The 22260-nt window shown below is 59.5% G+C and carries 22 protein-coding genes; 18 read left to right on the forward strand and 4 right to left on the reverse strand.

The window, feature by feature from the left end:
* Positions 1 to 91: 91 nt before the first annotated feature.
* The 14 genes from iolE to ACVVH8_RS11885 all read left to right on the forward strand — a co-directional run bounded on the left by iolE (position 92) and on the right by ACVVH8_RS11885 (position 16189).
* Complete coding sequence (iolE, locus tag ACVVH8_RS11820) at positions 92 to 982, forward strand: myo-inosose-2 dehydratase (protein ID WP_475230273.1); 891 nt, start codon at positions 92 to 94, stop codon at positions 980 to 982.
* Positions 982 to 1791, forward strand: coding sequence for a 5-deoxy-glucuronate isomerase (iolB, locus tag ACVVH8_RS11825; RefSeq protein WP_475230276.1), 810 nt, complete (start codon positions 982 to 984; stop codon positions 1789 to 1791). The genes iolE and iolB overlap by 1 nt, the downstream gene beginning before the upstream one ends.
* Before the next feature lie 30 nt (positions 1792 to 1821).
* On the forward strand, positions 1822 to 3321 hold the full coding sequence (locus ACVVH8_RS11830; protein WP_475230278.1) for a CoA-acylating methylmalonate-semialdehyde dehydrogenase: 1500 nt from the start codon (positions 1822 to 1824) through the stop codon (positions 3319 to 3321).
* Between the two features lie 25 nt (positions 3322 to 3346).
* Positions 3347 to 4168 (forward strand): TIM barrel protein, encoded by an 822-nt coding sequence (locus ACVVH8_RS11835; RefSeq protein WP_475230281.1) that lies wholly within the window; start codon positions 3347 to 3349, stop codon positions 4166 to 4168.
* A gap of 48 nt (positions 4169 to 4216) precedes the next feature.
* Positions 4217 to 6148 (forward strand): 3D-(3,5/4)-trihydroxycyclohexane-1,2-dione acylhydrolase (decyclizing), encoded by a 1932-nt coding sequence (iolD, locus tag ACVVH8_RS11840; RefSeq protein WP_475230283.1) that lies wholly within the window; start codon positions 4217 to 4219, stop codon positions 6146 to 6148.
* 29 nt (positions 6149 to 6177) lie between these two features.
* The gene (gene iolG, locus ACVVH8_RS11845) at positions 6178 to 7188 is read left to right on the forward strand and encodes a bifunctional inositol 2-dehydrogenase/D-chiro-inositol 1-dehydrogenase (RefSeq protein WP_103303409.1); all 1011 of its coding nucleotides are present in this window, start codon (positions 6178 to 6180) and stop codon (positions 7186 to 7188) included.
* A 184-nt stretch (positions 7189 to 7372) separates the two neighbouring features.
* Positions 7373 to 8233: a sugar phosphate isomerase/epimerase family protein gene (locus ACVVH8_RS11850; protein ID WP_475230286.1), complete on the forward strand. Its 861-nt coding sequence runs from the start codon at positions 7373 to 7375 to the stop codon at positions 8231 to 8233.
* Positions 8234 to 8393: 160 nt separating this feature from the next.
* The gene (locus ACVVH8_RS11855) at positions 8394 to 9446 is read left to right on the forward strand and encodes a Gfo/Idh/MocA family protein (RefSeq protein WP_475230289.1); all 1053 of its coding nucleotides are present in this window, start codon (positions 8394 to 8396) and stop codon (positions 9444 to 9446) included.
* Positions 9447 to 9557: 111 nt separating this feature from the next.
* Positions 9558 to 10484, forward strand: a complete 927-nt coding sequence (locus ACVVH8_RS11860; protein ID WP_103303412.1) for a sugar ABC transporter substrate-binding protein — start codon at positions 9558 to 9560, stop codon at positions 10482 to 10484.
* Between the two features lie 70 nt (positions 10485 to 10554).
* Positions 10555 to 12120 (forward strand): sugar ABC transporter ATP-binding protein, encoded by a 1566-nt coding sequence (locus tag ACVVH8_RS11865; RefSeq protein WP_475230292.1) that lies wholly within the window; start codon positions 10555 to 10557, stop codon positions 12118 to 12120.
* Positions 12121 to 12289: 169 nt separating this feature from the next.
* Positions 12290 to 13312, forward strand: a complete 1023-nt coding sequence (locus tag ACVVH8_RS11870; RefSeq protein WP_103303414.1) for an ABC transporter permease — start codon at positions 12290 to 12292, stop codon at positions 13310 to 13312.
* A gap of 327 nt (positions 13313 to 13639) precedes the next feature.
* Positions 13640 to 14044, forward strand: a complete 405-nt coding sequence (locus ACVVH8_RS11875; RefSeq protein WP_103303415.1) for a TraR/DksA family transcriptional regulator — start codon at positions 13640 to 13642, stop codon at positions 14042 to 14044.
* A 605-nt stretch (positions 14045 to 14649) separates the two neighbouring features.
* Positions 14650 to 15873, forward strand: coding sequence for a methyl-accepting chemotaxis protein (locus ACVVH8_RS11880; RefSeq protein ID WP_475231162.1), 1224 nt, complete (start codon positions 14650 to 14652; stop codon positions 15871 to 15873).
* 112 nt (positions 15874 to 15985) lie between these two features.
* The gene (locus ACVVH8_RS11885) at positions 15986 to 16189 is read left to right on the forward strand and encodes a hypothetical protein (protein ID WP_103303573.1); all 204 of its coding nucleotides are present in this window, start codon (positions 15986 to 15988) and stop codon (positions 16187 to 16189) included.
* 6 nt (positions 16190 to 16195) lie between these two features.
* Here ACVVH8_RS11885 and ACVVH8_RS11890 read toward each other — a convergent pair whose 3' ends face one another.
* Together ACVVH8_RS11890 and ACVVH8_RS11895 are read right to left on the reverse strand one after the other, a co-directional pair.
* Positions 16196 to 16432, reverse strand: a complete 237-nt coding sequence (locus ACVVH8_RS11890) for a DUF2789 family protein (RefSeq protein WP_103303417.1) — start codon at positions 16430 to 16432, stop codon at positions 16196 to 16198.
* Between the two features lie 48 nt (positions 16433 to 16480).
* Positions 16481 to 16756: a hypothetical protein gene (locus ACVVH8_RS11895; RefSeq protein WP_103303418.1), complete on the reverse strand. Its 276-nt coding sequence runs from the start codon at positions 16754 to 16756 to the stop codon at positions 16481 to 16483.
* A gap of 422 nt (positions 16757 to 17178) precedes the next feature.
* Here ACVVH8_RS11895 and ACVVH8_RS11900 point away from each other — a divergent pair, with 422 nt between their 5' ends.
* From ACVVH8_RS11900 to ACVVH8_RS11910, 3 genes are all read left to right on the forward strand, one after another.
* Positions 17179 to 17628, forward strand: a complete 450-nt coding sequence (locus ACVVH8_RS11900) for a hypothetical protein (protein WP_177431379.1) — start codon at positions 17179 to 17181, stop codon at positions 17626 to 17628.
* A gap of 8 nt (positions 17629 to 17636) precedes the next feature.
* Positions 17637 to 17834 carry a hypothetical protein gene (locus tag ACVVH8_RS11905; protein WP_103303574.1) on the forward strand — a complete coding sequence of 66 codons (198 nt, stop codon included), beginning with the start codon at positions 17637 to 17639 and terminating at the stop codon, positions 17832 to 17834.
* A gap of 127 nt (positions 17835 to 17961) precedes the next feature.
* Positions 17962 to 18978 (forward strand): ABC transporter substrate-binding protein, encoded by a 1017-nt coding sequence (locus tag ACVVH8_RS11910; RefSeq protein WP_315446626.1) that lies wholly within the window; start codon positions 17962 to 17964, stop codon positions 18976 to 18978.
* Positions 18979 to 19093: 115 nt separating this feature from the next.
* On the opposite strand, the gene ACVVH8_RS11915 is transcribed toward ACVVH8_RS11910, so the two are convergent.
* A complete protein-coding gene (locus tag ACVVH8_RS11915) occupies positions 19094 to 21226 on the reverse strand; it encodes a TonB-dependent receptor (RefSeq protein WP_475230295.1) in 2133 nt (710 codons plus the stop codon).
* A 92-nt stretch (positions 21227 to 21318) separates the two neighbouring features.
* A complete protein-coding gene (locus tag ACVVH8_RS11920) occupies positions 21319 to 21705 on the reverse strand; it encodes a DUF2946 domain-containing protein (RefSeq protein WP_103303422.1) in 387 nt (128 codons plus the stop codon).
* A gap of 93 nt (positions 21706 to 21798) precedes the next feature.
* Here ACVVH8_RS11920 and ACVVH8_RS11925 point away from each other — a divergent pair, with 93 nt between their 5' ends.
* Entirely contained in the window at positions 21799 to 22239 is a 441-nt protein-coding gene (locus ACVVH8_RS11925) for a DUF3995 domain-containing protein (protein WP_475230298.1), read from the forward strand.
* The last annotated feature ends 21 nt before the right edge of the window (positions 22240 to 22260 follow it).

The following is a 22260-nucleotide window of genomic DNA, read 5'->3' on the forward strand; positions in this document are numbered from 1 at the left end:
GACTGACGAAACGCCATCGCTGGCAAGCCAGCTCCCACAGGGTTTACGGTCGTATTCAATGGTTAGGTAAGAACAATAAAAAGGTGCAGTCATGCCCGCAATCCGAATTGGCATCAACCCGATTTCCTGGAGCAACGACGATCTGCCGTCCCTCGGTGGCGAGACGCCGTTGAGCACAGCGCTGAGTGAGGGCAAGGAAATCGGTTACGCAGGTTTTGAGCTCAACGGTAAATTTCCCAAGGATGCCAAAGGCGTCGGTGACGTGCTGCGGCCTTACGATCTGGCGCTGGTGTCGGGCTGGTATTCGAGTCGACTGGCGACACGTTCGGTGGCCGAGGAAATCGACGCCATCGCCAGCCATGTCGAGTTGCTGGCGCACAACGGCGCCACCGTTCTGGTGTACGGCGAGGTCGCCGATTCGATTCAGGGGCAGCGCATTCCGTTGGTCGAGCGGCCACGTTTTCATAGCGAACAGGCGTGGCAGGCCTACGCCGACAAACTCACTGAACTGGCGCGCTTCACCCTGTCCCGAGGCGTGCGTCTGGCGTATCACCACCACATGGGCGCCTACGTCGAGTCGCCGTCGGACATCGACAAACTCATGGCCCTGACAGGCAGCGAAGTCGGTTTGCTGTTCGACTCCGGTCATTGCTACATGGGCGGTGGCGAGCCGCTGCAAGTTTTGAAGAAACACCTCGAACGCATTTGCCACGTGCATTTCAAGGATGTGCGCAAACCGGTGGTGCAACTGGCGCGCAACAATCTGTGGAGCTTCCCGGATTGCATCATCAACGGCACGTTCACCGTGCCCGGCGATGGCGACATTGATTTCGCCGCGCTACTGGACGTACTGGTGGCCGCCGATTACCACGGCTGGCTGGTGGTCGAGGCCGAACAGGACCCGGCAGTGGCGCCCAGTTACCTCTACGCAAAAAAGGGCTACGACACCTTGCGCGCCCTGCTCAACGAACGGGGTTTGTGATGAGCCTTCTAGTCAAGAGCCAGGCCCATGGCCGCACCATGGTCGAGCTGGAACAGGGACGTCTTCAGTATGTCGGGTTCGCCGCCTATCGACTGAGCCTCGGCGAAACTCTGCCGGTGACAGCCGGTGATCAGGAGTTGTGCCTGGTGCTGCTCAGCGGCCGGGTCAGCATCAGTGGCGAGGCGCCGGGGCAGGGCGCATTCGAGTGGGACAATCTAGGCGACCGGCAATCGGTGTTTGAAGACAAATCACCGTTCGCTGCGTACCTGCCGCCCGGCAGTCAGGCGCGGGTGACTGCGTTGAGTGACGCACAAATCGCCGTCTGCGCCGCGCCCGGTTCGCTCAGCACCAACCTCGGGCCACGGCTGATCCGTCCGGAGTCGATGAAACGCAGCGTGCGTGGCAAAGGCGCCAACACCCGTTACGTCTGCGACATCTTGCCGGACAGCGAACCGGCGCATTCGCTGCTGGTTGTGGAAGTGCGCACGCCATCAGGGCATTCGTCGAGCTACCCGCCGCACAAGCACGACACCGATGACCTGCCGCACCAGAGCTTTCTCGAGGAAACCTATTACCACCAGATCAACCCGCCGCAGGGTTTCGTGTTCCAGCGCGTGTACACCGATGACCGCAGCATTGATCAGGCCATGGCCGTGGAAAACAGCGATCTGGTGGTGGTGCCCAAGGGTTATCACCCGGTCAGCGTGCCGTACGGCTACGAGTCTTATTACCTGAATGTCATGGCTGGGCCGAAACGTGTCTGGCAGTTCCATAACGACCCGCAGCACAGCTGGCTGCTGGATCTCTGACTTCCCACGTTTGAACGGAGCACGATAACAATGAGCAATGCCCCGGTAATTGGCCACTACATCGATGGTCAGGTGCAGGACAGCGGCGAGCGGTTCAGCAAGGTGTTCAACCCGGCCACCGGCGAGGTGCAGGCGCAAGTGGCGCTGGCCAGCGTCAAGACTGTGGAAGAGGCTGTCGCGTCCGCGCTGAAGGCCTTCCCGGCGTGGTCCGAGCAATCGTCCCTGCGGCGTTCGCGGGTGATGTTCAAGTTCAAGGAGTTGCTCGACCGTCATCACAACGAGCTGGCTGAAATCATCACCCGCGAGCACGGCAAAGTGCTGTCCGATGCCAAGGGCGAGGTCACTCGCGGCATCGAAATCGTCGAGTACGCCTGTGGCGCGCCGAATCTGCTCAAGACCGACTTCAGCGACAACATCGGCGGTGGCATCGACAACTGGAGTCTGCGCCAGCCGCTGGGTGTTTGCGCGGGTGTTACGCCGTTCAACTTCCCGGTGATGGTGCCGCTGTGGATGATCCCGCTGGCGCTGGTCACCGGTAACTGTTTCATCCTCAAGCCTTCGGAGCGTGATCCGTCGGCGAGTTTGCTGATGGCGCGTCTGCTCACTGAGGCCGGCCTGCCGGACGGCGTGTTCAACGTGGTGCAGGGCGATAAGACGGCCGTGGATGCGCTGTTGCAGCACCCGGGCATCGAGGCGATTTCCTTTGTCGGCTCGACGCCGATTGCCGAGTACATCCATCAGCAAGCCACTGCACGCGGCAAGCGTGTACAGGCGCTGGGCGGGGCGAAGAATCACATGATCGTCATGCCCGATGCCGATCTCGATCAGGCCGCCGATGCCTTGATCGGCGCGGCTTACGGCTCGGCCGGCGAGCGTTGCATGGCGATTTCGATTGCTGTCGCGGTGGGCGATGTCGGTGATCGTTTGATCGCCAAACTGCTGCCGCGTATCGATCAGCTCAAGGTCGGTAACGGTATGCAGGGCGACAGCGAAATGGGCCCGTTGGTGACGGCTGAGCACAAGGCCAAGGTTGAGGGCTTTATCAGCGACGGTGTGGCCCAGGGCGCGCAGTTGTTGGTGGATGGCCGGGGTTTCACAGTGCCGGGGGCCGAGGGTGGTTTCTTCGTGGGTGCGACCCTGTTCGATCAGGTCAGCAGCGAAATGAGCATCTATCAGCAAGAGATTTTCGGCCCGGTGCTGGGCATCGTCCGCGTGCCGGACTTCGCCAGTGCCGTGGCATTGATCAACGCCCATGAGTTCGGCAACGGCGTTTCCTGCTTCACCAGCGATGGCGGCATCGCCCGCGCATTTGCCCGCACCATCAAGGTCGGCATGGTCGGTATCAACGTGCCGATTCCGGTGCCGATGGCCTGGCACTCGTTCGGCGGCTGGAAGCGCTCGTTGTTCGGCGATCACCACGCTTACGGTGAAGAGGGCGTGCGTTTCTACAGCCGCTACAAAAGCGTGATGCAACGCTGGCCCGACAGCATCGCCAAAGGCCCCGAATTCAGCATGCCGACTGCCAAATAATTCGTCTGCGCGGAGAACAACAAGAATGACTCACCCCCTGCGTTTTGCCCTTAACCGGATGGTCGCTCCACGGCTTTCCCTGCCTGCGTTCATTGATCTGGCGGTGAGCCTCAAGGCCGATGCCATCGAGATCCGCAATGACCTCAAAGGCGTGGAAATCGAGGACGGCACGGCCGCGCAAACCGTCCGTGAATTGTGTGCGGCGAAAGGCATCAGCGTGCTGTCGATCAACGCGCTGTATCCGTTCGATGTGTGGAATGACGAGCGTCGAGCCCAAGCCACAAAACTCGCCGCGTATGCCCGGGAGTGTGGGGCGCAGGGTTTGGTCATGTGCCCGCTGAACGATAGCGGCGACATGCGCACTCAAGCGCAACGCGCCGTTGGCCTGCGCACGGCGTTGAGCGAACTCGCGCCGATCCTGCGTGAGCACGGCATTCTCGGCTTCATCGAGCCGTTGGGGTTCGAGGAGTGCTCGCTGCGGCGCAAACGTACGGCGGTGGATGCGATCCAGGCGGTTGGCGGGCTGGATGTGTTTCGGCTGGTGCATGACACCTTTCACCATCACCTCGCCAGTGAGCACGAGTTTTTCCCCGAGCTGACCGGGTTGGTACATATCTCCGGCGTCGAGGATGCCGAGGCGCCGCTGGCGAGCATTCGTGATGGCCATCGGGTGTTGGTGGGCGAGGGCGACATTCTCGGTAACGCGGCGCAGATCGACACGCTGTTGAGCACCGGTTACACCGGCTATCTATCGTTCGAACCGTTCGCTGACAGCGTTCACGGTTTGCCGGATATCGAACAAGCCATCAACGCCAGCATGGCCCACCTACAAAAATCCCTGACCTGATACGGCTCCTGCAGGGGAATGGGATTTACCTTTGGAAAAGGTGCAAGCATGACCACAACAAGACTGACCATGGCCCAGGCCCTGGTGAAATTTCTCGATAACCAGTACATCGAAGTCGATGGCGTGCAGAGCAAGTTCGTCGCCGGGATCTTCACGATTTTCGGTCACGGTAATGTGCTCGGCCTCGGTCAGGCGCTGGAGCAGGACAGCGGCGACCTGATCGTCCATCAGGGCCGTAACGAGCAGGGCATGGCTCACGCCGCCATCGGTTTCGCCAAACAGCATCTGCGCCGCAAGATCTACGCCTGTACCTCGTCGGTAGGGCCGGGCGCAGCGAATATGATTACCGCAGCGGCCACCGCAACCGCCAATCGCATCCCGTTGCTGTTGTTGCCCGGCGACGTCTACGCCAGCCGCCAGCCGGACCCGGTGCTGCAACAGATCGAGCAGTTCCACGATCTGAGCATCAGCACCAACGACGCCTTCAAAGCCGTGAGCAAATACTGGGACCGGATCAGCCGCCCCGAGCAGTTGATGACCGCCGCGATCCACGCCATGCGCGTACTGACCGATCCCGCCGAAACCGGCGCTGTGACTCTGGCGCTGCCGCAGGACGTGCAGGCCGAGGCCTACGATTACCCGGATTACTTCCTGCAAAAACGCGTGCACCGCATCGAACGCCGGCCGGCCACCGAAGCCATGCTCGGCGATGCGCTGGCGCTGATCAAAGGCAAGCGCAAGCCGTTGCTGATCTGTGGCGGCGGCGTGAAGTATTCCGGGGCCAACGCCGCGTTGCAGGCGTTCGCCGAGCGCTTCGGCATTCCGTTCGCCGAAACCCAGGCGGGCAAAAGCGCGGTGCTTTCCAGCCATCCGCTGAACCTCGGCGGCATCGGCGAAACCGGCTGTCTGGCAGCGAACCTGCTGGCACCCGAGGCGGATCTGATCATTGGTGTCGGCACCCGCTACAGCGATTTCACTACCGCGTCGAAATCCTTGTTCAAACACCCGGATGTGCAGTTTCTCAACCTCAACATCAGCCCGTGCGATGCGCTGAAACTCGACGGCGTGCAACTGCTGGCCGACGCGAAAAGCGCTTTGCAGGCCTTGAGCGAAATTCTCGGTGACTACCGTGCCGAGTGGGGCGATCAGCCGCGTGCGGCCAAGGCACAGCTTCACGCCGAGGTTGAGCGGATTTATCAGGCCGAATACCAGACTGAGGATTTCGTCCCGGAAATCAACGACCACATGGACCCCGCCGTACTGCGCGAATTCATCGAGCTGACCGGTTCGTGCCTGACCCAGAGCCGCGTGCTGGGCGTACTCAACGAAACCCTGGCCGATGACGCGGTGATCGTCGCCGCCGCCGGCAGCCTGCCCGGTGACTTGCAGCGCAGTTGGCGCAGCAAGGGGGTCAACACTTACCACGTCGAGTACGGCTATTCGTGCATGGGTTATGAGGTCAATGCGGCGCTGGGCGTGAAGCTCGCCGAGCCGGATCGCGAGGTCTATGCGCTGGTCGGCGACGGCTCTTACATGATGCTGCACTCGGAGCTGGCGACCTCGATTCAGGAGCGCCGCAAGATCAACGTGGTGCTGCTGGACAACATGACGTTCGGCTGCATCAACAACCTGCAGATGGAACATGGCATGGACAGCTTCGGCACCGAATTCCGTTTCCGCAACCCCGAGACCGGCAAGCTCGACGGCGGCTTTGTCCCGGTGGATTTCGCCATGAGCGCGGCGGCCTACGGCTGCAAGAGCTACAAGGTGAACACGGTTGAAGCGTTGCAGGCAGCGCTGGCCGATGCGCGTTTGCAGACGGTATCGACGCTGATCGATATCAAGGTTCTGCCCAAGACGATGATCCACAAATACCTGTCGTGGTGGCGGGTCGGGGTGGCGCAGGTGTCCACCAGTGCGCGCACCGATGCGGTGGCGAAAACCCTAAATGAACGGTTGGCCAAGGCCCGCCAGTACTGATTGTCCTGAACCCGAAATGGAGAATGTTCATGTCTTTGAAGCTTGGCGTTATCGGTACCGGAGCCATCGGCCAGGATCACATCCGTCGTTGCAGCCAGACTTTGCTTAATAGCCAGGTCGTCGCTGTCACCGACATCAACTTGCAGCAAGCGGCCAGGGTTGTTGCCGATCTGAAGCTGACTGCCGAGGTTTACCCGGACGGTCACGCGTTGATCAAGGCGCCAGAAGTCGAGGCCATCCTCGTCACCTCCTGGGGTCCGAGCCACGAAGAGTTTGTGCTGGCAGCGATTGCCGCCGGCAAACCGGTGTTCTGCGAGAAACCGCTGGCGGTGACTGCCGACGGTTGCCGCAAGATCGTCGAAGCAGAAGTCGCCCACGGCAAGCGTCTGGTGCAGGTGGGTTTCATGCGTCCTTACGATGAAGGTTATCGCGCGCTCAAAGCGGTGATCGACAGCGGCCAGATCGGTGAGCCGTTGATGCTGCACTGCGCGCATCGCAACCCGAGCGTGGGCGAAAACTACAAGACCGACATGGCAATTACCGACACGCTGATCCATGAACTGGATGTGCTGCGCTGGTTGCTTGATGACGATTACGTGTCGGTGCAAGTGGTGTTCCCGCGCAAGTCGAGCAAGGCGTTGGCGCATTTGAAAGATCCGCAGATCGTCCTGCTGGAAACCGCCAAGGGCACGCGCATCGATGTCGAGGTTTTCGTCAATTGCCAGTACGGCTACGACATCCAGTGCGAAGTGGTGGGGGAGACCGGCATCGCCAGACTGCCGGAGCCGCAGCAGGTGCAAATGCGCAGCGGCGCCAAGCTGTCGAACGCGATTCTGATGGACTGGAAGGACCGCTTCATCGGCGCCTATGACGTCGAGTTGCAGGCGTTCATCGATGGCGTGCGCGCCGGTCAGGTGGGCGGCCCTTCGGCATGGGACGGCTTCGCCGCCGCCGTCGCGGCAGATGCATGCATCGAAGCTCAGAACAGTGGCCAGATAGTAAAAGTCAGCCTCCCTGACCGGCCACGCTTTTACGGTTGATTTTGAGATCACCCCCTCACCTCAACCCTCTCCCCGAGGAGAGGGGGCTGATCTCCTTGTCTTTGAGATATTCATTCAACCTGGACTTTCAGGTCGCTGCTCCTCCGGAGAAACACCCGGTCGGCTCCCTCTCACTCCGGGAGGCTGGGATGAGGGGGGCGCCAAGTACAATCAGGAGAAAAAGATGCGCATCGCACTGGATCCCTACATGTACCGCCATCTGCCCTTGGGCAAGATGGTCAACAAGGTCGCCGAGCTCGGTTACGAACACATCGAACTCTCGCCTCGCGAAGACTTTCTGCCGTTCTACAAAGCCCCGCGCGTCGACAAGGCGCGGATCAGGGAGTTTCGCAAAGCCTTGAGCGACACCGGGGTCAAACTCTCATCCTTATTACCGATGTACCACTGGGCCGCCGCCGATGAAGGCTTGCGTGTTGCCGCCGTGCGCAACTGGAAGCGGGCGATTCAGATTGCCGTGGAAATGGACTGCGAACTGGTCAACACCGAATTCACCGGGCAGTCGGACAACCCGCTGGTATGCGAGAACCAGTTCATGCGCTCGATGGACGAGTTGATCCCCGAGTTCGAGCGCGAAGGCATCCAGCTCGATATTCAGGCCCACCCTTATGATTTCTGCGAGCGCAACAACGAGTCAGTGGACATCATTCGCGGGCTTGATCGCGACTGGATCAACTACCTCTACGCCGCACCGCACACGTTTTTCTACGACGACGGCGTCGGCGATATTGCCTCGATGCTCAAGTATGCCGGCTCGAAACTCAGCCACCTGATCATCGCCGACACCTACAACCACAAGGCCTCGTCGGGGTTGCGCTACATCGTCAACCCGCCGGGTGTTACCGCGACCGTGCATCAGCATCTGGACATCGGGCAGGGCGAGGTCGACTGGCAAGCGTTTTTCAGCACCTTGCGCGAGATCAAGTTCGACGGCATTGCCACGGTCTCGGTGTTCGCCTGGGAAGACCGACCGGATGAATCCAACCGGATGATGCTCGAACGGGTGAAAAGCGAACTCTGCCGCTGACTCAGTGCGCAATACCCGTGGGAGCGAGCTTGCTCGCGAAGGCGGCAGTACAGTCAGCATCGATGTCGCCTGAAACATCGCTATCGCGAGCAGGCTCGCTCCTAAACAGGTCGCGCTTACCCAGTAAGCGGCTCACAGAACAATAAGAAGGAGTCGAATCATGCGTATCGGACTTGTCGGTTACGGCCACGGCGGCCGTTTTTTTCATGCGCCGCTGCTCAGCAGTCTGCCCGGTGCCACATTCGCTGGCGTGGTGACTCGCTCCCCGGAGCGCCGACAATTGCTGGCCGCTGAATACCCCGGCGTAGCCGCGTTCGACAGCATCGGCCAACTGGTCGAGGCCGGCGTCGATGTGTTGGTGATTTCCACGCCACTGAAGGGCCGTCCGGCGCTGGTGCTCGATGGCCTCGAACACGGGGTCATGGTTGTCAGTGACAAGCCGTTCGCCGCCGATGCGCAACAGGCGCAAACCCTGATCACCATGGCCGAGCGCCAGGGTGTGCGGCTCAGCGTTTATCAGAATCGCCGCTGGGATTCGGACTTCCTGACCGTGCGTAAACTCATCGAGTCAGGCGCCCTGGGGCAGGTCACGCGCTTTGAATCGCGGGTCGAGCGCTACTCGCCGCAGTCAGTGAACAACAGCAGCGGCGGTGGTTTTCTGCGCGATCTGGGCAGCCATCTGGTGGATCAGGCGTTGTTGCTGTTCGGCCCGGTCAGACAGGTGTATGCCGAGCTTGATTACCAGGACAAAGACCAGGCCTGCGACAACGGTTTTTTTGTCTCCCTGACCCACGTCAACGGGGTGGTCTCCCACCTCGGCGGCAGTTGCCTGCAAAGTTCGCCCGGTCCGCGCTTTCGCGTCACGGGAACGCTGGGTTGTTACAGCGTTGATGGCCTCGACGGACAAGAGGCTCAAGCGCTGGCCGGGCTCTCGCCAAAATCTGCCGGTGAACGCTGGGGTGTCGAAGAGCATCGGCGCTGGGGCTGGTTTGAACACGCTGGCGAACGCGAGCGCGTGCCGTCGGAGCGGGGTTGCTGGCAGCAGTTCTATCTACAGCTACAAACCGCGTTACAGACTGGCGGCCCATTGCCGGTCGAGCCCCGTGATGCACTGGCGAGCACTCGTGTTCTGGATGCTGCGCGGCAAAGTTTCGAGCAACGTCAGGTGGTCGAACTGAGCCCGTTTGCGGGCCATGGAATGGATTTGGAATAAAATTCTAAAATGAGTTGATATAGAAAATAAATTCCAATAGAGTCAATTTTGCCTACAGAAATCGTCACGACTGATCCATAAAACCAACAAGAATGTGGAGAAAGACAGTTCATGAAGACCCATCTGCGTTTTGCCTCGCTGGCCCTGTCCTTGATGTTTGTCAGCGGCGCTGCCCTTGCCGATATGAAGATCGGCGTCAGCATGTCCCAGTTCGATGACACCTGGCTGACTTACCTGCGCGAATCCATGGACAAGAAAGCCAAGTCCTACCCCGATGGTGTGCAACTGCAATTCGAAGATGCGCGCAGCGACGTGGTCAAGCAGTTGAGCCAGGTTGAAAGCTTCATCAGCCAGAAGGTCGACGCCATCGTGGTCAACCCGGTGGATACCGCCGCCACCCGAAAAATCACCGAAGCCGCGGTAAAAGCCGGAATACCGCTGGTCTATGTCAACCGTCGCCCTGATGATCTCAAGCTGCCAAAAGGTGTGGTCACGGTCGCGTCCAACGACTTGGAGGCCGGCGAAATGCAGATGCAGTACCTGGCCGAAAAACTCGGCGGCAAAGGCGAAATCGTGATTCTGCTCGGTGACCTCGCCAACAACTCCACCACCAATCGCACCAAGGGCGTCAAAGAGGTGCTGGCCAAGTACCCGAACATCAAGATCGAACAGGAACAGACCGGCATCTGGCTGCGGGATAAAGGCATGACCCTGGTCAATGACTGGCTGACCCAGGGCCGCAAGTTCGACGCGGTGGTTTCCAACAATGACGAAATGGCGATTGGTGCCGCCATGGCGCTGCAACAGGCCGGTGTCGAGAAGGGCAGTGTGTTGATTGCGGGTGTCGACGGCACGCCGGACGGCTTGAACGCGATCAAGAAAGGCAACATGGCGGTGTCAGTGTTTCAAGACGCCAAAGGTCAGGCAGACGGCTCGATTGACACTGCAGTGAAGATGGCCAAAAACGAGACGGTGGAGCAGAACGTCTGGGTGCCTTATCGCCTGATCACGCCGGAAAACGTCGACACTTTCAAATAGTGCTTCGGTTCAATAACAACAATAATCCTGCAGGGTTGCTGCTGCGACCTTGCTGACGGAGTACCTGAACATGTTCGCTTCAGCGACCGCTTCGAGCACCTCGTTGGTGGATATCCAGCCAACTGCAACACCTGTCGATGAGCCGTACCTGCTGGAGATCACCAACATCAGCAAGGGTTTTCCCGGTGTGGTGGCCTTGTCCGATGTGCAGCTGCGAGTACGTCCGGGGTCCGTACTGGCCCTGATGGGCGAGAACGGCGCGGGTAAATCGACGCTGATGAAAATCATCGCCGGCATTTACCAGCCCGATGCTGGCGAGTTGCGCTTGCGCGGCAAACCGGTGGTCTTCGAAACACCGTTGGCGGCACTTCAGGCGGGGATCGCGATGATCCACCAGGAACTCAACCTGATGCCGCACATGAGCATCGCCGAAAACATCTGGATCGGCCGCGAGCAGCTCAACGGCCTGCACATGATCGACCACCGCGCCATGCACCGCTGCACCGCGCAACTGCTGGAGCGCTTGCGCATCAACCTCGATCCCGAGGAGCAGGTCGGCAACCTGAGCATCGCCGAACGGCAAATGGTCGAGATCGCCAAAGCGGTGTCCTACGACTCCGACATTCTGATCATGGACGAGCCGACCTCGGCCATCACCGAAAAGGAAGTCGCGCACCTGTTTTCGATCATTGCCGACCTCAAGCGCCAGGGCAAAGGCATCATCTACATCACGCACAAAATGAACGAAGTGTTTGCCATTGCCGATGAAGTGGCGGTGTTTCGCGACGGCGCCTACATCGGCCTGCAACGGGCCGACAGCATGGACGGTGATAGCCTGATTTCGATGATGGTCGGGCGCGAGCTGAGCCAGTTGTTCCCGGTGCGTGAAAAGCCGATTGGCGATCTGTTGCTGTCGGTCCGCCATCTGAAACTCGACGGCGTATTCCAGGGCGTCTCGTTCGACCTGCATGCCGGGGAGATTCTCGGCATCGCCGGGCTGATGGGCTCGGGCCGCACCAACGTTGCCGAAACCATTTTCGGCATAACGCCCAGCGACAGCGGCGAGATCCGTCTGGATGGCGAGGTGGTGCGCATTACCGATCCGCACATGGCCATCGACAAGGGGTTCGCGCTGTTGACCGAGGATCGCAAGCTCAGTGGCCTGTTCCCGTGCCTGTCGGTGCTGGAGAACATGGAGATGGCGGTGCTGCCGCATTACGTCGGCCACGGCTTTATCCAGCAAAAGGCCCTGCGCGCTCTGTGTGAAGACATGTGCAAGAAGCTACGGGTGAAAACCCCGTCGCTGGAGCAGTGCATCGACACCTTGTCTGGCGGCAACCAGCAGAAAGCCTTGCTCGCCCGCTGGCTGATGACCAATCCACGGATCTTGATTCTCGACGAGCCGACTCGCGGCATCGATGTCGGCGCCAAGGCCGAGATCTATCGGCTGATCTCCCTGCTAGCCAGCGAAGGCATGGCGGTGATCATGATTTCCTCGGAACTGCCGGAAGTGCTGGGCATGAGCGACCGGGTGATGGTCATGCACGAGGGCGACCTGATGGGCACCCTCGGCCGCGACGAAGCCACCCAGGAACGCGTCATGCAACTGGCCTCGGGCATGGCCCAGGTCCATTGACAGCTTACGGTCTCTGTGGCGAGGGAGCTTGCTCCCGCTGGGCAGCGAAGCGGTCCTCCAGCATGGGCTTGCTGCGCAATCGCGGGAGCAAGCTCCCTCGCCACACGAAAGCAGCTTGCATCCAAAGGTATGTATTCGATACCGGGTTTTATTTGAAGGGTGAGTGGTTATGAACGCGATACTGGAAAACAAGCCTGCAACGGCACCGACCAAGAGTCGTCGGCGCTTTCCAACCGAACTGAGCATTTTTCTGGTGCTGATCGGTATCGGTCTGGTCTTCGAAGTGTTTGGCTGGATCGTTCGCGACCAGAGCTTCCTGATGAACTCCCAGCGTCTGGTGCTGATGATCCTGCAAGTGTCGATCATTGGCCTGCTGGCCATCGGCGTGACTCAAGTGATCATCACCACGGGGATCGACTTGTCATCCGGGTCGGTGCTGGCGCTGTCGGCCATGATTGCCGCGAGTCTGGCGCAGACATCGGATTTCGCCCGCGCGGTGTTTCCGTCGCTGACTGACTTGCCGGTGTGGATTCCGGTGATCGCCGGGCTCGGGGTCGGGCTGCTGGCTGGGGCGATCAACGGCAGCATCATCGCCATCACCGGCATTCCACCGTTCATCGCCACGCTCGGCATGATGGTTTCGGCGCGCGGTCTGGCGCGTTACTACACCGAAGGCCAACCGGTCAGCATGCTCTCGGACTCCTACACCGCGATCGGTCATGGGGCGATGCCGGTGATCATCTTCCTGGTGGTGGCGGTGATCTTTCACATCGCGTTGCGCTACACCAAGTACGGCAAGTACACCTACGCCATCGGCGGCAACATGCAGGCGGCGCGGACCTCGGGGATCAACGTCAAACGCCATTTGGTGATCGTCTACAGCATCGCCGGTCTGCTGGCGGGGCTGGCTGGCGTAGTCGCGTCAGCCCGGGCGGCGACGGGGCAGGCCGGGATGGGCATGTCCTACGAGCTCGACGCGATTGCTGCTGCGGTGATCGGCGGTACCAGTCTGGCCGGCGGCGTCGGACGCATTACCGGGACGGTAATCGGCGCGCTGATTCTCGGGGTGATGGCCAGCGGGTTCACCTTCGTCGGCGTCGATGCCTATATTCAGGACATCATCAAAGGCTTGATCATTGTGGTGGCGGTGGTCATCGACCAGTACCGTAACAAGCGCAAACTCAAGCGGTGAGCGCCGAATAATCGAGAAAATGCGCCACACCCGATCGGTGTGGCGTAGCCGTTTGTCTTCTATATACAGCCGCTCGACTGAATTTCTTGCTATAAACGCACTCCGATAATCGCCGTGAAGCCTGTATCAGAGCAGTTTCCGGGCTTTGTCGGACAAATTTGCTGGATTTCCAGTTGCTGAGGCCTCAAGTCGGCCTTAGACTGCCGCCCCTCGTAAATTGAGTGCCGGGTGGCGTTTGCCATAAACGATGCCTTTCCGTCGACCGGACACGGTTCGCCGGAACGCTCCCTAATTCGCCTTAATGCACGTTTTTTTATAGAGATATCAATGACAAAGGACAAGTTGCTGGCCATGCCGGCAGATGACTACATGAATTCCGAGCAACACGCTTTCTTCAGCGAGCTGTTGCAGAACATGAAAGTCGAAACCCATGAGCGCATTGAGCAAAACCGTATCGCCATCGAAAGCCTGGACACCCCGGCTGACCCGGCGGACGCGGCTTCGGTTGAAGAAGAGCGCACTTGGCTGGTCAACGCGATCGATCGCGACCAGCGCATGCTGCCGCAACTGGAACAAGCCCTCGAGCGCATCAAGGAAGACAGCTTTGGCTGGTGCGACGACAGCGGCGAGCCTATTGGCTTGAAACGTCTGCTGATCAGCCCGACCACCAAGTACTGCATCGAAGCTCAAGAGCGTCACGAGCAAATCGACAAGCACCAGCGTCAGGCCTGATTCCTGAGGCGACCCATGAAAGTGGGTCACCCCGAAAAGATCGCAGCCTTCGGCAGCTCCTGAACAGAGCTGGCGGGGCTGCGATCTTTGTTTTTGCTTGTCTGCGATATTCCCCGCCGTTCCATTGACCTGCCACAGGCCCCACGACTAACGGACCATAGATAATGGCGTTGTAGTGGCGTTTAATGCAGCCACAACAATGAGAACAAGCGTGGGGTGTTGATATGACGAGAGATGGATCTCTGGTTGGGGCGCTGCCTGCACCAGTGCTTTTGCCGAAAAACCGCTGGATCGCACCGACCCTGCAAAGCATCGCCCTGATGCTGTTGTTGGCCGGCATGACGCTGGGTGAGTGGTCGCTTTACGTTGGCATGCCGTTGGCGGTGCTGATTGTCTGGCTGCCGCGCCTGCGCTCCCGGACCCTCCCCGATGTACAGCCTGCCGACAATGGCAGCGCCATTTCCGAACTGACCCGAGACCTTTCTTACACCACCAGCCATAACGCCTTGTCGGCGGCCGGGGTGGCGTTTTCGGTCAAGGAGCTGGCGAGCAAACTTGAATCGCAACTCGATGCTGCGGCGCGAATCGTCAGCAATGCCGAAGTGATGATCGCCACGGAACAGGCGACTTCGCAGCTCAGCCGCGAAGCACTTGAGGCTGCCAGCGAGGCACATCACAGCAGTGCGGCGGGACGTACCGAACTGGTTGACTCAATTACGCGTATGCATCAGCTCAGTCAGCGCGCCAATGCCAGCCGTGAATTGATCGAGGCCTTGAGCCTGCGCAGCGACGACATTCAGCGGGTGACGCTGGTGATTCAGTCGATTGCCAGTCAGACCAATCTGTTGGCGTTGAACGCAGCGATCGAAGCGGCGCGGGCCGGTGAGCATGGGCGGGGCTTTGCGGTGGTGGCGGATGAGGTGCGCGGGTTGGCGGCGCGTACGGCGTCGGCAACCGGTGAAGTCGGCGAGATGGTCGCCGACATCCAGCAACGCACGGCGCAGGTGGTGGAGCAGATCCGTGAGCTGTCCAGCGATCTGCAAACGGGCGTCGAACAGGTCGAGCACACCGGTCAGCATCTGGAGAACATCGCGCGTCTGGCCGCCGGGGTGGAAAGTCAGGTCGGCGAGATCGCCCGTGGCGCGGAGACCAATCGCGAGCAACTCGACAGCCTGTTTAAAGCCATTGAGCAGATGCGCAGCGATTTGGCGATCAGCGATCAACAGACCCGTCGACTCGCCGAAGCGGCGGTGCAGATGGAAGGGCAGGCGGAAACCATCAGCGAACGTCTTGCTGAAGTCGGTCTGGATGACTATCACCAGCGCATTTATGACCTGGCGCGAGAAGGCGCGAGCCAGATCGCGGCGCGGTTCGAGGCGGATGTCGAGCAAGGGCGGATCAGCCTCGAGGATCTGTTCGATCGTCAGTATCAGGCGATCCCGAATACGCAGCCGGCGAAGTATCAGACACGGTTCGACCGCTACACCGATCAGGTTCTGCCGGCGATTCAAGAACCGTTGTTGCCGCACCACGAGGGGCTGGTGTTTGCCATCGCCTGCACGCAGCAGGGTTATGTGCCGACGCACAATCAGGCGTTCAGCCAGCCGTTGACCGGTGATGCCCAGGTCGATGCGGTCAACAATCGCACCAAGCGCAAGTTTGCCGACCGCACCGGGATTCGCTGTGGCAGCCATCAACAACCAGTGCTGTTGCAGACCTATACGCGTGATACCGGCGAGCTGATGCATGACTTGTCGGTGCCGATCATGATCAAGGGCCGGCATTGGGGGGGATTGCGTCTGGGCTATAAACCGGAAGGTCCGCGCTGAGCGATTGTTACGGTTGATGCAATGAATCTGTGCAGGGCCGTTGCTGTTTCCTCCTTGGGGAAATCATTAACATGCCGACTTAGTTAGGTGGCTAATGATTTTGGAGGTCAGCATGCAATGCAGAGTTGATGTCGCCGTGATGATCGGCAGTGGCGTGCCCGCCGGTTTGCGCGCAATGGGGCAAAGCGTCTGCTGGGTGGTGTTGCTCAATGGTGAGCGGCGCGGCACCGCGTTTGCCAGTCGCGATGAGGCCGAAGAGTGCAGGGCTGCGTGGCTCGCGCAGTTGCAGGCTGAGCCTGGGGACAGCCTGCACTGATCAGGGTTACTTGCCGTCGTGTATGCGTACGTTCAGTTCATCGAAGACTATTGCCCTGTCGTCGTCCTTGCCAATCCACTCTTCAAGCGTTTGCTTTTGCGATTCTGACCAGAAGGGGGCATCGACCAGTTTGGTGTCGGCATCCAGTGGATGGGCTTCAATGAAGTCGTCGATATCTGCGCTTTCTGAAGGCAAACCCAACTGATCGAACAGTGTTTTCAAGTTGTAAGCTTCCAGATCCATCATGTGCTCCTTTCTGAAATGCGCCGGTATGGCGCAGTCAATCACTCTTTATCTGAGGCAGCTGCTGGCCAGGAGTTCGATTTGCATTTCGAGTGAGCGAGCCAGCGCACACGCCTCGTTGTGATCTTCGCGGAAACCTCTTACGCGTCCGGTCGATTTTTCCTTTATGTGGTAAAAGGCATTGCCCGCCGGCACCACTTGAAAGCGTGGGGCCTGAGCGTTTTCGCCGGGGTGCTGCAGATCGTTCATATCGGTCACATGCAGGATCAGAGGCGATTTGAGTCGGGCGTCAGCGGACATGGCGAAGTGAGTCAGGGTGCACATGTGAAGTCCTTTTCATCAGTTGGCCGATAATTACAGGCCGTTTCGGGTAGTCGTGAAGAGCATCGCTGCTCTAGAATCGCCAGTACCTGTTGACGACAGGGCTTATCTAAAGCAATTTTTCGCGAGCGATATGTCGGAAAAGTGCTTTTTTTCGTGCGAATTTTCCCTAAAGTTCGTAGTCAGCTTTCTCTGTCAGCCGTTAAGGATTTTTCCTTCGAGCTTTGGCGACATCGGGTGGCGTTTCGCGAGTGACAATCCCGTAGTCTTGCAAACCTCGCGTTGAACGAGTTCGCTGCTCGGTTCGGGTTTTTATTTGAGTATTTCGCAGTTCCATCGGCCTGGCCGTTTTTTTGCCGTGCGCGTTTTCCGTGTGCGGTTTTTTCAGATCTGGGGATGTTTCTTTGGCAGTCAGTAATCTCGATATGCATGCTTTGTTCGTGTTGGGTGATTTGCGTGCAAAGCTGGTCAAGTTGTTCCAATCGCGTTTTGTTTACATCACCGAGCAAAACGCCGAAGGCATCTATGTCGCTGAAATCGACACCGAAAATGCTTTGGTGGTGGATGACAAGCCGGGGCTCAAGCTCAAGGTCGGCGATCATTTCAGCGCCTCGGTCTTGCCCAGCCGCGAAGGCGGCAAGATGGACATCCGTTTTCGCGAAATCAAACTGACGGTCTATGGAATTGGCGATTACGCCTTCGTCGAGACCGCTGATGGCCATGCGATCCTGTTCAAGGAAGGTCATAGCGTGGTGACCGTGTTTGCCGCCCATCAGCAATTGCAGGAAGGCCTGACCAAAACTCTGAAAGCAGTCACCGCCAAAGCCGCGAAGTGGCGCAAGGGCGAGCTGGTGACGTTCAAGGCCAGTGAGTGATCGGTGGTTTGAGCCGCGCCGATTTCCATTCGCAGAACCTCGACAGCGCGCGTGAGGACGCCAGGCGGTTGTTCGCGGCGAAGGCCGAATTGCGAGGCGCGTGGCTGGGTTGGGTGGCGTCGCAGATCTACGCGCTGCGTCCAGCGGAATACGCCAGCATGGTCAGACGCGAGTTGCAGAGCTTGCAGGAAAATTCTGATTCGTAACCTCGTCCGGGCCCAGGCCCTGAAAAAGCAGGAACCTCGTCTACAGTCAGTTGACTGAGTATTCAGAGGCTTGCGGTCTTCTCTCAGGCCATCCTGCCATTGCTGTGAACAGCACGAGGTGCAATGCATGAACGGATTTCGACGGTTACTGGCCGCCAGCGTGGCCACATTCGCTTTGCTGGGTTCGGCGCAATCGGTCGTGGCGGCACAAGCGCCGATCCATTTTGCCGACCTGAACTGGGAAAGCGGCAGCCTGATCACCGATGTCCTGCGGATCATTGTCGAGAAGGGCTATGGATTGCCCACCGACACCCTGCCCGGCACCACCATCACCCTAGAGACCGCGCTGGCCAACAATGACATTCAGGTCATCGGCGAAGAGTGGGCGGGGCGCAGTCCGGTGTGGGTCAAGGCCGAGGCCGAGGGCAAGGTTGTCAGCCTGGGCGATACGGTCAAGGGCGCCACAGAAGGCTGGTGGGTGCCGGAATACGTGATCAAGGGCGACCCGGCCAAAGGCATCAAGCCGCTGGCGCCGGACTTGCGCAGTGTCACTGACCTTAAAAAATACAAGGACGTGTTCAAGGACCCGGAAAGCCCGAGCAAGGGACGTTTCCTCAACAGTCCGATTGGCTGGACGTCGGAAGTGGTCAACAAACAGAAGCTGACGGCTTACGGGTTGCAGGATGACTTCACCAATTTCCGCAGTGGCTCGGGTGCGGCGCTGGACGCCGAGATCAGTTCTTCGATTCGTCGGGGTAAACCGGTGCTGTTTTACTACTGGTCGCCAACGCCGCTGCTGGGCAAATTCAAACTGGTGCAGTTGGAAGAGCCACCGTTTGATGCCGAGGCCTGGAAGACCCTGACCGACGCTGATAATCCCAATCCGAAACCGACGCGCTCGTTGGCGTCGAAGCTGTCGATTGGCGTGTCTACGCCGTTTCAGAAGCAGTATCCGCAGATTGCCGAGTTCTTCAGCAAGGTCGATTTCCCGATCGAACCGCTGAACAAGGCATTGGCGGAGATGAGCGAGAAACACACGGCACCGCGGCAAGCGGCGGAAGCGTTCATGAAGGCGCATCCGGAAGTGTGGCAGGCGTGGTTGCCGAAGGATGTGGCGGACAAGGTTTCAGTTGAGCTGAAATAGAGGTCGTTGCGGCTGGACTCATCGCGGGCAAGCCCGCTCCCACAGGTTTTATTGTCGGGCACAAAGTGCATGTACGACACTAAACAATGTGGGAGCGGGCTTGCCCGCGATGCTTTTAGAACCGGGTTTGTACCGCCAGTTCGAAGGTGCGCGGTGTGCCCAGGTAATACGCCGGCGACACATGCGCGAATTCGGCATACACCTCATTGGTCAAATTGCGCACGCGGCCGGTGACGGTGGTGTGCGAATCAACCTTGTAGCTGAGGAAGCTGCCAAACAACGTGTAAGACGGCACGGTCATGGTGTTGGCGCTGTCGGCGTACACCGAGGCCACGTAACGCGCATCGACTCCGCCTTGCCAATGCGGTGAGAAATCATAGGTCAGCCACAGATTGCCGACCCGGTCCGGAACGTTGGTCGGCGTGTTGCCCTTGCGCGACACCACCACGCCAGCGGCATTCTTTTCAGTGAAGTCATCGTACTGCGCGTCGACCCAGGCGAAGTTGCCCTCGGCCAGCAGTTTGTCGGTGATCCGTAATGAGCTGGCAATCTCGATGCCTTTTGACGTCTGCTGGCCGACCGGAATGCTGCTGGTCGGGTCCAGCGGATCGGTAACGGCGAAGTCCTTTCGTTCGATGGTGTAGGCCGCCACCGTGGCCGAGCCGCGTCCGTTCAGATAGTCGAACTTGCTGCCGATTTCCCATTGTTTGCCGGTCGAGACGTCGAAGTCCTGCGTGCCGTTCGGTTGCTCCGCCGCAGTGCTGTACTGCACGTAGACATTGGCCGACGGTATGAACTGATAGGTCAACCCGGCACGACCGGTCAGCGGTTCCCAGCTACGTTTGAGATGCTTGGGATTGGTCGCGGTGACGGTGCGGTGGTTGGTCACGTCGAGGTCGATATCGTCATAACGCAGGCCGGTAAGGAGCGACAGTTTGTCGGTCAGCGCCAGGCGGTTTTCCACAAACAGCGCTTTGGTGGTGACCTCGTTGGTCTTGTCGCTGATCAGCTTGGGATTGGTGCCGGGAATATCGTAGAAATGCCCGGGCCGATAGCTGTTCGGGTCCACCGTGCTCGCGCCTTTGATGTTGAGCGGCGAGTTGGTGGTCTGATTGACCTTGTACTCGAAGCCACCGGACCACGTCGTGTCCAGACCGAACAGCGTGTTGTCGTGACGCAGTTCGAACTGGTTGCCGTTCTGTTCGCCTTGATGCCGCACCTGATAGGCCGTCGAGCGGTTCACCGCGGAATTGTCGGCGTTGTACTGGTAGGTTTCGAGGTTGCGGTAATCGCGCTGGCTGTCGAGGTGATACAGCGTGTTGCGCAGTGTGGTGCTGTCGTTGATCCGGTAGTCGATGATCGAGCGTACCCAGATCGTCCGCTGCTCGTAGCGACCGTCTTCGACGTTGTAGTTGTTGAAGCGATTGTGTTTATCGATCTTCAACTCGCCGGCCTTGGGGTTGAGCACGGGGGTGCCCCAGTACGGACTGTCTTCGTGTTCATCCTGATATTCCAGAGCCAGGGTGTGCGACAGGTTTGGCGTGAGGTCGCTGAGCAACGAGAACGCCACGCTCCAGGCATCGCGCTCCTGGCGGTCGATGTAGCCGTTGCTGGTGTTGTGACTGACGTCCAGTCGCGCGTAGTGCTGCACGTCGCTACCCGGGTCGGTCAACGCATGGTTGAGACCGAACGCGGTTTCGGTGGTGTCGTAGCTGCCGTAGCTGACCCGGCCTTCAACAGTCTGTTCATCGCGGCTCGCCAGTTTGGTCACGTAGTTCAACGAGCCGCCCACTGAACCTGCGCCGTTGATCAACGACGACGGGCCGCCGACCAGTTCGACCCGATCGTAAATCCACGCGTCCACCGGCCGTGCGAGGCCGCCGGATACGTTAATGCCGTTGAACATCTGGGTGATCTGGCTGCTGGTGAAACCGCGATAGGAGACGAAGCCGCCAAAGCCCGGCGGTGCGCTGGCGTTGACTCCGGGCAGGGTGTTGGCGGCGTCCTGGAAGTTCTGCGCGCCGTGGCGTTCGATGTCGTTGCGGTTGGCGATGGCGACCGAGGCGGGCGTGTCGCGCATGCTCAAGCCGAGGCGCGAGGCCATGCCGCTGGATTGGTCGAGGCTCAGGCCCGGCTCCGTGCCGTATTCGCCATCGATGGTGATGGGCGCCAGATCTACGGTGGATTGCGCCCAGACGTTAACGGACAGGCAGCCGCACAGGCTCGCCAGCAGAGTGAGTTGTTTCATTGTTGAATCCTGAATGCTTGTCTAGGAATCAGCGCACAGGCAAACGCCGCGCATTGGCGCAGTGAGCTGAAAAATCAAAAAGGCAAAGTCACTCAGGCGAGCGGCGGGGCGCGAGGGTTGGCGGAGGGCCAGGTGAAGCGAGCAGGGAGGTCGGCACTGAAGATAGGGGCCAGTGGCGGGCTGTGTTGCTCCGGCAGGATCGCCAGGGTCAGGCTGGAGTTGAACGCCGGGCCCATGCCGCCAGTCGAGCACAATGGGCAGCCAAATGCTTTGGACAGCGTCGGCAGTTTTTCTTCGGTGGGATTGCTGGTGAGCGGCGCTTGAGTCGCCGGATCGACCGTACAGAACTGACCACCGATGCCGTTGAGCTGCATTCCGACCATTTGTCCGTGACCGATGCTGCAGGCGAACACGTTGAACAGGACGCAGCAGTAAAGCATCCAGGCCAGCAGTGAACGATCGGTACGGGAGAATTTCATGGGGCGGCACTTTACCGTACCGCTGATCGGTCGTGCACTTGAAAAAATTGCGACTAGGATGATTTGTTCAAATCCCTTTCAAGGATTTCAACCATGACCTTTGTGTTGGCTCAATGGCTGGTGACTGTTTTTGCGGTAATCGCCCTGGTGCATGTGTACTGGGCGCTGGGCGGGCAATGGGCGGCGGTGGCGGCTGTGCCACAAGTTCCGGTGGCAGGCTTGGTGCCGACAGTGCGACCGGCATTCAAACCGTCGGGCTGGATCACGTTGGTGGTGGCTGCGGCTTTATTGGCGATTGCCGCGTTGGTGTGTCTGCGGGTCGGCTGGGGCGTGCCGGCGGTGCATCACAAGGCGTTGCAATGGCTGATCAGCGCGATTGCGCTGTTGATGTTTGCCCGGGCGATTGGTGATTCGCATCTGGTGGGGTTTTTCAAGGACGTGAAGGGTTCGCGGTTTGCCCGGCTGGATACCTGGGTGTATTCGCCATTGTGCGCGATGTTGGGGGCGGGGTTGTTGGCGGTGGCTTGGGTTTGAGGTCAGGTCGGATTTGTGTGG

The organism is Pseudomonas trutticola BRTCR10 (assembly GCF_056155105.1).